Below are 11,492 nucleotides of genomic sequence, written 5' to 3'. Positions count from 1 at the left end.
CACGACCGGAGCGCTTTGTTTTAAAGCGGTGTTTTACAGCGGCTTTCGGGAGGCAAGAGATGAGGCGCACGATTGAAAACCGCGCGCCTCATGTGATCAAGCCGGTCATGTCCCAAGCCCTTGAGGGGCGTTTTGAAATCAAAGGCGGGGCAGGGATGGCGCCGTGCACTCGGGGCGCGCATCCTGCCCGGTGCCCCCCACAGTCCTCGGTAGGCCTTCGTCAGTCCCCGATCCGTTGCCACGTATCGCTGCCACTGACGCGACAGCCATCGGAGCTTACCCCCAACATCGCAACGGCGACATCGGGCAAGACGATTTCAATGGTATGGTCAAACCGGATCAGGTCAGGACGGACCACCTCTAGCAGCAAAGACAGGCGCGATCCGCCACCCGCCCCCTGTGGGATTTGGTCAAAGACCTCGGGCGACACGTCAGTCTCCCAACGGTTTTTCCCGGTTTGGCTCCACCGGGCCTTCATCGTGTGTGACATCTCCAATGTGTTGGGATCAAAGGGGCTCGAAAACGTCATCCGGCGCGTGTCCCCCGGTATCCCCGGCAGCGCGCCAAGCGTGTTGGGAACCGCTTGCGCCACCATCGGCGGACAGCCTTGCGTGCGGATCGGGCCGATGTTGGCCTGCCAAAGGCCATCGCGCGGCCCCCCCTCCACAGGGTCATCCGGGAACAGAACCACCGGCGTGTTCGGCGCAGCGGGGTCGCCTTCGGGGAACAGGTCTTCGGGCAGACTTGGCATCTTTGGACGACAACGGACTGGGCCGATAAAGGCGACATGATCCGCCCCAACCAAGACCTGCAATTCGGCGAGTGTCACCTCAGCCAGATTGACATTGCGTGTCGTGCGGGCGCCTGCGTCGATCAAAATCGTTTGGCCTTCGACGTAGTCGTCGACAATGGCCGCCACGCCGCCGTTGGCATAAACGTCGGTGGCAGGCGTTTCATATGTCAGGGTGTCGCCGCGAAATGTCAGGATCGGCGGATTGCAACTTTGCGCCGTGGCCGGTGCCGCGGCCAACAGGGCAAGACTCGTTAAGATGGCACGCATGGGTCAGTTTCCTTCCAAATGCGACAGCAAAGCGTCAAGGGCGGCGGGGTTGGTGATTGGTTTTGGCGCATCGACTTTGTCGGCAATGGCGTTGCGGACATCCGCCGTGCCGCCCTGCACCAAGTTGGAAGCGATCAAACCGATCTCGTCGGTTGCGATGTAGGGTGTGAATGCGCACAGCGTTCCGACGCGGGTCTCAACACAGCCGTCTCCCCCGCTTTGGTTCAACCCGATCCGCTTGGCATTGCCGGCGGGGTCTTTGTCGGTGAACCAAGTGGAGACGGTGCCGTCCGCCTGACGGGTCATCACCTCGACGGACCAGCTTGGTGGCAGGACACCGGCGATCTGCATATTGGGCTGTTCAAAGGGACAGGCGGCCTTGAGTGGGCAGCGCCGCAGGACCTCACCCGGCACATAAGGTGTGGTCGTGGGGGTCGCAGTGCCGCCAGTGGCCAGAGTGCTCAACACGCCCGCCACATCCGGTATCGCGTTGCCACTCGCCGCAGCCCCCATCAGGGCCTCCATTGCCTTTGCGGCATCGGGGTCTTCTTTGGTCAGATCTGAGAGGATAGTCGCCATGGCTTCGGCCGGGCTGGGCAAGTTGCGGGGTGCGGTGTCGCGCAACAGCAGTTTGAGCATGTCAAACGCCGCCAAGGTCTCTGCACTTGCGGGCTCAAACCGACAGAGCAAGCCGGGCTGGACCTCAAGGCAGGGTCCGTTCATCTTGAGCCACTGACGCGGGTTCAGGATGACGGTGTTCTCGGGCGCATCAGGGTTGAAAAAGCGCATTCGGACCAGGCCGCGGTCCCCACCGGCTACATAGGCTTCGCGGGTCGGAACATCGGTGACCCAGCCTGCGGGGAGGACGCCGATGATCTGCGCCGCATCGTCCTCGAAACTACATTGGACTGCGTCGTGACAGGCAAATCCGATGTCATCTGAAAGCGGCGGTTCGATGTCGGTGGCCAGATCTATGGGCATGTCACGCGGGATCATGAACGAGGTGGACCCGTTGGCGCTGACGGTGATGTGGCCAAAATATGTCGCCCCATCGGCCAAACCGTTGACCCCCCAAATGCCCACATCCAGCACCGTGGTCCATGGCCCGGCAATGGCAGTCCCCGAGGCGATCGGGCTTTCATTTTCCCGACCGATGGGAATGAGCGTCCAGTCAACGGGCTGACCCTCCGCCCCGTCGGCGGCAATCACAACTTGCACCACATCCGATCCGGCCTGCGGCACGTCCTCGCCCATGCCGCAGCCGCTGTCGTCATCACAGCGCGCGGCTTGGGCCAGTTGGGTCGTTGGTGCGGGGGTGTTTGTATCGGCATCTGTGGCGCGGGCTTCCTCGTCAAAATCCACCACAGGGCCGACCGTCAACGGCAGGCGGGTCGCAACCTGATGCGCATCATCAAGGCCGCCGAAAATATAGACCAGTTCATATTCCCCCGGCTGAGTTGGGGCCAAAAGCGGCTTGGCAGGCCCATAGCGATTGTCGAAAAACTCGGCCAGTGTGACCGTGTTGTCCCAAGAGACGCGTTGGTCGTTCAGCCGGATTTCAAGCCAGTCGTCACTGCCCATGCCACCCGCGATGGTCACCGGGATGTCGGCCCCCGGTTCCACGGCGGGCGGGGCGGTCAGCGTCACATCAGGGCGCTCCACAAAGCTCACGACAAAGGTTTTCATCGCGGCGTCGATCGGCAGTTCGGCGTTGCGGCTGAAAGTCAAAAGATAATCGCCCGGCTCCGGCGGCGCACGAAACGCTCCGACATGACCGCCAAGCGTGCTGTCTTGGCTCGCATAATCATAGCGCCGATCCGTTGTGGTGCTGGCATCTAAGGGCAACAGGGAGAGGATGAAATCACCACCGCCGGTGGCCAAGCCTTCCTCCCGCACACGGTAGGGCAGCAGCGCGTTGACCCCGGCCCGAAACGCGCCGGTTGGGGCGGGCATATCGAGCGTGGGCAGCAGGCCCTGAAACGGCACATAGATGGTGCGGTTGTCCCCGGCGACCACGGGCACCACGATTTCGCCATGCCCCATCTCGCCCGCATCGGCGATGATCCGGTAGTCACTGGCGATCAGATCCACAGGCAGAGCCGCCGCTTGGGTGAAGTCCAATGTGCCAAGGGGGCTCACGGCCCCGGTTGCCAGATTTTCGGCGCTGAACTGCACCCGGTCCGGGCGGCCGGCGATGTCGGCGCGAATGGTGAGATTGAGCGTCGCCTGATCTGCGGGCAGGTCTTCGCCGACAACCGGGGCGGTGGTGCGGATCAAGGCGTCGGCCAGCTCCGCCCCCGATTGGGTCGACAGGACTAGCCCGCCCGTGGTGTCAGCCACGCAAGAGATTTGGGCCATTTCGCTTTCAGTGAGGCCAAAGCCAACCACATGCGCGCGCACAGGGATGCCCATCGCTGCCAAACCGGACGCGACCGCGCAGACATGGCCACCGCAGGTTTCCAACCCGTCCGTGACCAAAACGATATCCGCCTCTTCGCTGGATGCGGGGATTTGTGACGCCGCCAGTTGCAAAGCGTCGGCCAGGGGCGTCTTGCCGCGCGGGTTCAGCGTGCGCAGCCGTGCGCCCAAACTGTTCGGGTCTTGCCGTCCGACCGGGGCCAGCACCTCGATGTCCGAACAATCGCCTTTGCGGTTGTGGCCATAGGCGATGACGCCCAAAGGCTGTGCCGGGTCACGCGCCGCCAAAAAATCGCTCAACACATCGCGGGCCACTTCGATCCGCGATGTGCCATCGTCCAATTGTGACCACATCGACCCTGAGGCATCCAAAATCAGCACCGAAGCCCGGTCTTGGGCCGATGCCATGATCGGGAGAAACAAGAAGAGGGAGGCTATCAGCCCCTTCAACGCTGTGCGCATTTCAAAGTCCTTTGAACGATTCGTGACTCGTGACGGTAAAATTTCCTTGAAACAGACCCGCTCCCCCGCTTTATTTCAATGTACGGTTTTCCATAGGTTCCGCGATGCATGCCGACGATATTTACCATCTGCTTGCGACAGGTGCGTGTCCCGAGGCGTGTTGGGGCGCCACTTGGCGCTATCTTGACCATTTGGGATTTGATCGCGTCATTTACCTCGCGACGAGCGACATTTCCGACCGGCCCAGCGTGCGCACGACAATGCCTGATGGGTTTCAGAGCTTCTATATGGACAATGGCTACACGCAGGACGATCCTTTTTTGCAGTATTGCCTCTCCTCGCCGGTTCCTATCGACACTGGGAAAGCGCATATGGATCAATACGCATATCTGACAGGACGACAAAAAGACCTGATCGCCACTGCGGGCGATGAGGGGTTCAACGCCGGGTTTTCGGTGGCGGTACGTTATCCTTCGACGCATGGTCCCGAGGGCTGGAACCTTGGCTCCAGCCAATCGGCGCGCGAGGTCGAGGCGATCAAGGCCGCGCATCTTGAACAGATCAAGCCATTGCTGTTTGGGCTGAGTGGTCGGCTTGGGGCAGCGGGGCCGACGGTCGTTTTGAGCCGACGCGAGACCCAGTGCCTTGACCTTCTCAGTCGCGGATTGCGGATCAAGGCGATTGCAGTGGAGCTTGGGATCAAACCCGTGACAGTCGACATGCACCTCTCAAATGCCCGCAAAAAAATGAATGCGCCAACGACGAAAAACCTTCTGCGAAAATACTGGGAAACGGCGGAAAAGGCCAAAGGCGGCCATGCGGACCCACATGCATCTTTCTAATGCACCGGCTCGGCTCAAAGAGTTGAACAAAGTGATTGCAAAGGACGTGAAGTCCGGCGCGCGTCTCGTCTCTGGGAAGACACATTCAAAGCAATTTTGAGCAGGCGGCGGTTTGTTGATACTTTCACGAACGCCGAGTGATCGAAGGGCGTTTCGGAAGGCGATTATATACTAGAGAAAGCAACCGCTTGATTGCATCTGAGGTTCAAGGCGTTGCCGCCATGAACGTCACCAAAAGGCGGATCAGTAGCCACTTCCTGAGCCTCCTGTACCGTAGCGTTCCCCGCCCACGCGGGGATCAGCCGGTGCTGCGGGCTTATTGAGTTTTGTGCTTATGAGCACGACGGAGTATGAGCGTTTGGTCGATGTGCGTGTCTCTGCACTGCTGGGGAGAGAGCCGGGGCAGATTGGTAAGCTGATGGGCCGGAGCAGAGCCATCCATCTCATCCGGTTTGGGCCATTTGCTGTCATGTGGGAAAACGGTCCATTGCCGTCGGTCGTGAGCGAAGCTAGGCTGCGGTACGGCTTCCCCGCAGCAGATCCTCGGCACAGCTTGTGAAAGGCTGTGGTGCCGGGGATGCCTTTTGTAGCGCCGCCGCCCCTGTCTGCTCTGGTTGGGCACCATTCCAACGGCTTCAATTGCCGGCTGCTTGCATCATGCCGGGCATGAGTTGCCGTTGTAGAATTGCCGCTCTATTGACCCAACGCCGCACCGCTCCGGCGCGCCCGATGTGATCCTTCGGGCGCGCTTCTGCCTTACCCCACCAAAGTCTGCCGGGCGCGCAGGGCGCGGTAGAGACCGTCTTTGCGGGCCATGAGTTCCAAAGGCGTGCCATCTTCGACGATCCGTCCCCGATCAAAGACGAGGATGCGATCCATCCGTTCGACAGTGGCCAAACGGTGGGCAATCACCAAAGTGGTGCGCCCCTCCATCAGACGCTCTGCGGCCTGCGCCACCTTGGCCTCGGCCTCTGAATCGAGCGAAGATGTCGCCTCATCCATGATCAGCACCGGCGCGTTCGACAAAAAGGCGCGCGCGATGGCGACCCGCTGTCGCTCCCCTCCCGACAGTTTGACACCGCGCTCACCCACCTCCGTGCCAAAGCCTTTGGGCAGCCGCTGGATGAAACCGAGTGCCCCCGCGCGTTCGGCGGCCTCCCGGACATCTTGCATTGACGCGCTAGGACGGGCGTAGGCGATGTTCTCGGCCAAGGAGCGGTGAAACAACACGGGCTCTTGCGGGACAAGAGCGATGTGTTGGCGCAACACCTCCAAGGGGACGCGCGCGATATCGACACCGCCCAAAGTGATGGTGCCGTCGTTGATTTCGTGAATCCGCTGAATCAGTTTCACGAAAGTGGTCTTGCCCGAACCAGACCGTCCAACCAGTCCGACTTTCTGGCCCTTTGGAATGGCAACGTCCAGATTGGCAAAAAGCGGTGTTGCAGCCCCGTCGTAGCCATAATCCACATGATTGAACGCCAGTGCAGCAGCGCGGGATGGCAGGGCGGTTTCGGGCTTTTTGGCGACAGAGGTTTCGGGGGTGGCCCCCATCAGCGCCACCAGTTCCTCGGCATCGTTGACGGCCTTTTGCAGCCCGCGCACATGGTTGCCCATCTGGCGTAAATAGCCGTCGAGCATGCCAAGGGCAGAGACCACAAAGGCAATTTCGCCAGCATCGGCCAGACCACGGGTATAGGCGACAAGAGCCCCGCCCAGAACCGTCGCTCGCAAGGCCCAGATCGTCATGTCCTGTGACAGGCCGGACACTGTGCCGCGCCGCCATGTGCGCCGACTGCGATGCGCCCATTTGTCCAAGACAAGGCCCAGCCGGGTGTCTTCGCGCAGCTCGCCCGCATGGGCGCGCACGACCCCGTTGGAGGTGATCGCATCGGCCAGAGCGCCAGACACGCGGCTGTCTTGCGCATTGGCCAAACGGGCCGCAGGCGCCACCCAGAACAGCGTCAACGACAGGGAGAGTGTCAGGAACACAAGCGCACCGATCCCAGCGATAAGCCCGACTTCCCAGCGAAACGCTGTCAGTGTTCCGATGGTGCCCAACAGGATCAGCGCCGAGGGCAACAGTGCCAATAACAGCAGGTCTGCCATTTCATCCAAGGCCCAAGCCCCACGTGTGATTTTACGCACGGTGGAGCCGGCAAAGGCGTTTGCGTGCCAGTCGGCGGGGAGCCGTTGAACATGGGCGAATGCTTCGGATTCGGCGGCGCGCATGGAAGGGATGGTCAGGTCGATGATGGCAAAATAGCTTAGAATCTTTGCAGCGACGGAGAGGACTCCACCCCCCAAAAGCGCCCCGAAGGCAGGCCAAGGCGTCTTAGACGCGGCAACTGCATCGACGAGACGACCCGTAAAAACAGGCACGGACAGGTCGGCAGCCGCAGAGACCAAGACCAAGGCCAAAATCGAGACGACCTTGCCCTTTTGACGCATCCACAGACGGAAAGTGAACGAGAAAACACGGGCAAATGCGCCGTGAGCAGAAAAATGGATCATAATGACAGTGTCACAACCGGATTGGCTGCGCCTTGCGAATTGCTTGAAAAGTGGGTCCAGCGTGGACCAATACATCTGTACCTTTTGGCGAAAGCGCCACAGAAGCGTCAGATAAGGGCGGCTCCGAAACCGGAGATCCCCGGAAGGACGTGATAAGCGATGATCATGTGCGTCCTCCTAGCAAGGTGTCATTGAGACTATTTTAATTGGTGATTTTATGGTCCGTCAAGTACAAGTTGAGGACAGCCTTCGAAGAGAATACGGCCGATTGCGGCCCCCTCATTGATCGCTAAAGATGCTGCGCCCGCATCCCGCTTTGCGGACATTGGTTTCCGTGATCATTCCCCTCTATCATTTACCGAACACTAGGGAGGTGTTCAGATGGAACGCGAACCCATGGGCGGATACTTCATGGGCGAAGGCGGACGCGTAGCGAGTGTCAATATGATCAATGTCGCAAAGCCCGTGCGCGGGAGTTTTCTTGGTGGCAAGGTGGCGCTGAAACTTGTGCGCGCGTTGCTGGACTGGGCAAAATCACAGAATGCGAACATCGGCCAGCGCGCGTTCATTATCAAATTTTTTAGATTGGACCTAAACACCAATGACTAGGGTGTGGACTCAATTCAGCCAACATCTGATTGCAAAGATATGGACCATCGACAGGAAGTTGCGTTTCAACTTTTCGTATCTCGTTGTTAGCCTTCGCATGTCTTTCATGCGGCAGAAGAACCGCTCTACAAGGTTTCGCTGGGCGTAGATGTCGGGGTCATGTGGGATGTGGATGCGGGCGTTTGACTTGGATGGGATCACTGCCAATGCGCCTTCGTCAGCGATGGTTTGGCGGATGGCTTTTGAGCCATAGGCTTTGTCTGCGACGATAGCTGTCGGCTGTTTTTGCCAGCCGACAAATGAACCAAATACCTTGCTATCATGCCTTTGTGCGCCTGTAATCGCGAACCGTAGAGGCAGGCCGCGATGGTCTACGGCGACGTGAACCTTGCTGCCGCGACCGCCGCGTGAGCGTCCAATACCTTGCGCCAACTCCCCCCTTTTGAGCCTGCTGCCGCCCGGTGTGCCTTGACGATTGAACTATCAATGAAGATCAGCGCGTCCTCACATTCCGTCGCCAGCACATCAAATATCCCTTGCCAAATCCCGCGCTCACCCCAGCGGACATAGCGGTTGTAAACAGTCGTGCGCGGGCCATACCGGTCCGGCAGATCGCGCCACGGCGCCCCCGTGCGCAGAACATAGAAAATGCCATTCAAGACTGTTCTGTCATCCTTGCGCTGCGGACCGCGCCCTTGTTTGGGTAAATGAGGCCGGATTGCAGCCCATTCTTCGTCGCTCAGATCAAATCTCGCCATCATGCACCTGTTTTCCGCAGATGAATCATGAAGAGCCCATTTCAGCAAGACAAGGAATTGGGTTCACACCCTAGGAAGGCCGCTGACACCTCGTTGGGTATCGAACCAGATCACGAAATGGCGACATGAGGCGAATGTGCAGCCATGGGAAGATGGTCGGAAAAAAATACTGGCGGATGCTCTAGGGACTGCAGTTACGCGTTTGCTTAATTCGGACCTCTCGCTACGTCAGATTGCGACACTTATGGGATGGTCTGTGCGCTATGCTGCGCAAGTCATAGAGCTGTACGCACGGGTGAGTCCTGATGAAAGTGATGCTGTTCTTGCTCGACTGGAAGCGGCGAAAAAGCGTTGTGAGACGTGAAAGCCGTAAACGGACATGTAAACGGCAGTGCCGTTACATTGAAAGGAGTGATGCAAGTGCTTGAAAATAAATGGAGGCGAGTAGGAGAATCGAACTCCTGTACACGGATTTGCAATCCGCTGCGTAACCACTCCGCCAACTCGCCGAAATGGTGAGGCGGTGTCTACAGCAAGGATAATTTCTGTGCAAGACGCGATTTGACAGGTTTTTGCACAGGCTTGCGTGCGCTTACGTAAGTTTGCAGGTGCATTGACGTGTTGCTCAGGCGGGCGGCTTGTGGCAAAACACCGTCGAAGACAATGAACGAAAGAGTTCAGCTTATGCCAGACTTTGCCCAACTCCGTACAACGATGGTCGACACACAGGTGCGCCCGTCTGATGTAACCAAATTTCCGATCATCGAAGCGATGCTCACCACGGCGCGCGAAAATTTCGTGCCTGCGGCCAAACGTGATGCTGCCTATGTCGGCGAGCATGTCGATCTTGGTCACGGGCGCGTGGTGTTGGATCCGCGGGTTTTGGCCAAGATGCTGGACGCGCTCAACATTCAAAACGATGAGCTGGTGCTCGATCTGGGCTGTGGCTTGGGCTATTCCTCGGCGGTGATGGCGCGGATGGCGCAGGCGGTCGTGGCCGTGGAAGAAGATGAAGACATGGCCAAAGAGGCGGCCAGTGCTCTGTCTGACAATGGATCGGATAATGTGATTGTCGAAACGGGCACGATCAGCGCCGGTGCGCCGCAGCATGGGCCCTATGATGTGATAATCTTGCAAGGCGGTGTTGAAGAATTGCCGAGTGGCATTTTGGCCCAGTTGAAGGAAAAAGGGCGTATCTGCGCGATTTTTCTCGACGGAGCTCTTGGTATCGTCCGTATCGGATACAAATTAGAGGGTGAGGTGACATGGCGCATGGTGTTCAACGCCACGGCACCTGTACTGTCCGGATTTGAAAAACACGCAGAGTTCGCGCTTTGACGCAGAACGTTCGATAGGCCGGGTCGGCCCCGGCGTTCGTAAGATAACAAAGGGGCTGAGGCCAATGAGCAAGACCACAGGATTTAAAAAGGTACTTTTTTCTGGCGCGGCGGTGCTGAGTTTGATGGCGGTGCCTTTTGCGGCGACCGCTGAAACGCTTGGCGACGCCTTGGCGTCTGCCTATAAAAACTCAGGCCTTTTGGAGCAAAACCGCGCCACATTGCGCGCCGCTGACGAGGGGGTGGCAACGGCGCTGTCCGATCTGCGCCCGACCATCGCATACAACTATTCCGGGTCCAAATCTTTTGGCTCCGATGGCAATGTCCTAAAGGATTGGTCCGAGACGCTTAGCTTTATCGCGTCGATGGAAATCTACACGTTTGGCCGTAACAAACTGTCCGTTGATCTGCAAAAAGAGGTGGTTTTGGCCACGCGTGCGGGCCTTGTGAATGTAGAGCAACAGGTTTTGGCCAATGCGGTCTCCGCCTACCAGGGCGTGCGCGAAGCTCAGGCCTTGGTGAACCTGCGCCAAAGTGCGGTGCGGTTGAATCAGCAAAACCTCAAAGCCGCGCAAGACCGGTTCGACGTGGGTGAAATCACCCGCACACAGGTGTCGCAATATGAGGCGCAATTGGCCTCTGCCCGTGCAAGCCTTGCCGCCTCCCAAGGCAGCCTGTCTGCCGCGCGCGAGACCTATAAGGTCGCAATCGGCCATTATCCGAGCAACCTGTCAAACCCGCCCAACATTCCGCTTCCGGCGAAAACGCTTGAGGCGGCTGTGACTGTTGCCAAGCAAACCCACCCAGGGATCATTGCGCTGCAACACCAAGCGGCGGCCAAGGATATTGCGGTGGACATCGCGGAACGCAATTTGTTTCCCACAGTCGAGGGGCAGGTTGCACAGTCCTACACAGACAGCTTGGATGCCAATGACGGTGTGACCACTTTGAGCCTTGGTGTGTCTGGCCCGATCTATTCCGGCGGTGCTGTGTCTTCGGCGATCCGTGGTGGTATTGCCAACCGTGATGCGGCCCGTGCTGAGTTGTTGCAAACGGCGCGCGAAGTCGAACAAGGTGTGCGCACCAACTGGGCGATGTTGTCGGTCTATGCCGCCTCTGAGGAAGCCTCAAACGCCTATGTCCGCGCCCAACGCGTGGCCTATGATGGAGTCAAAGAAGAGGCCGATCTGGGCGCTTCGACCACTTTGGATGTGTTGAGCGCAGAACAAGATTTGCTCGACGCGCAGGTGTCGGCCATTCAGGCGCGCATTGCCCGCGAATCGCAATCCTATGCCGTGTTGCAATCGCTTGGCATGCTTACGGTCGATCAGTTGAAACTCAACGTGCCGGTCTATGACCCTTCCGCCTATTACAATGCCGTGAAAAACGCACCGACCCGCTATGTCAGCCCGCAAGGCGACAAATTGGATCGTGTCCTCGAAGGTTTGATGCGTAAATAAACGCAGCTTTTTTGACAGCCCCCGTCTGACGG

The 11,492-nt window shown here is 58.8% G+C and carries 7 protein-coding genes, 1 tRNA gene and 1 pseudogene; 4 read left to right on the top strand and 5 right to left on the bottom strand.

The features are described 5' to 3' along the window. Window positions 1-220: 220 nt before the first annotated feature. Together DA792_RS12320 and DA792_RS12315 are read right to left on the bottom strand one after the other, a co-directional pair. Window positions 221-1,060, bottom strand: a complete 840-nt coding sequence (locus tag DA792_RS12320; protein WP_107720189.1) for a hypothetical protein — start codon at window positions 1,058-1,060, stop codon at window positions 221-223. Between the two features lie 3 nt (window positions 1,061-1,063). After that, window positions 1,064-3,940 carry a vWA domain-containing protein gene (locus tag DA792_RS12315; RefSeq protein ID WP_107720188.1) on the bottom strand — a complete coding sequence of 959 codons (2,877 nt, stop codon included), beginning with the start codon at window positions 3,938-3,940 and terminating at the stop codon, window positions 1,064-1,066. Between the two features lie 104 nt (window positions 3,941-4,044). On the opposite strand from DA792_RS12315, the gene DA792_RS12310 reads away from it, so the two are divergent. Next, window positions 4,045-4,782, top strand: coding sequence for an autoinducer binding domain-containing protein (locus DA792_RS12310; protein ID WP_107720187.1), 738 nt, complete (start codon window positions 4,045-4,047; stop codon window positions 4,780-4,782). 756 nt (window positions 4,783-5,538) lie between these two features. On the opposite strand, the gene DA792_RS12305 is transcribed toward DA792_RS12310, so the two are convergent. After that, complete coding sequence (locus tag DA792_RS12305; protein ID WP_107722688.1) at window positions 5,539-7,296, bottom strand: ABC transporter ATP-binding protein; 1,758 nt, start codon at window positions 7,294-7,296, stop codon at window positions 5,539-5,541. A 381-nt stretch (window positions 7,297-7,677) separates the two neighbouring features. Between DA792_RS12305 and DA792_RS12300 the strand changes: the two genes are divergently transcribed. Further along, on the top strand, window positions 7,678-7,905 hold the full coding sequence (locus DA792_RS12300; RefSeq protein ID WP_107720186.1) for a hypothetical protein: 228 nt from the start codon (window positions 7,678-7,680) through the stop codon (window positions 7,903-7,905). A 9-nt stretch (window positions 7,906-7,914) separates the two neighbouring features. Here DA792_RS12300 and DA792_RS22820 read toward each other — a convergent pair. After that, window positions 7,915-8,636: pseudogene (locus tag DA792_RS22820) on the bottom strand (IS5 family transposase); the annotation flags it as partial. A gap of 462 nt (window positions 8,637-9,098) precedes the next feature. Continuing rightward, window positions 9,099-9,172: transfer RNA gene (locus DA792_RS12280), tRNA-Cys, on the bottom strand. A 175-nt stretch (window positions 9,173-9,347) separates the two neighbouring features. On the opposite strand from DA792_RS12280, the gene DA792_RS12275 reads away from it, so the two are divergent. Together DA792_RS12275 and DA792_RS12270 are read left to right on the top strand one after the other, a co-directional pair. Further along, window positions 9,348-10,001 carry a protein-L-isoaspartate O-methyltransferase family protein gene (locus DA792_RS12275; protein WP_107720185.1) on the top strand — a complete coding sequence of 218 codons (654 nt, stop codon included), beginning with the start codon at window positions 9,348-9,350 and terminating at the stop codon, window positions 9,999-10,001. A gap of 64 nt (window positions 10,002-10,065) precedes the next feature. Beyond that, entirely contained in the window at window positions 10,066-11,460 is a 1,395-nt protein-coding gene (locus tag DA792_RS12270; RefSeq protein ID WP_107720184.1) for a TolC family outer membrane protein, read from the top strand. Window positions 11,461-11,492: the final 32 nt, after the last annotated feature.

The organism is Celeribacter baekdonensis (assembly GCF_003047105.1).
GTDB classification, from domain to species: domain Bacteria; phylum Pseudomonadota; class Alphaproteobacteria; order Rhodobacterales; family Rhodobacteraceae; genus Celeribacter; species Celeribacter baekdonensis_B.
This window is presented reverse-complemented; position numbering and strand designations above follow the sequence as displayed.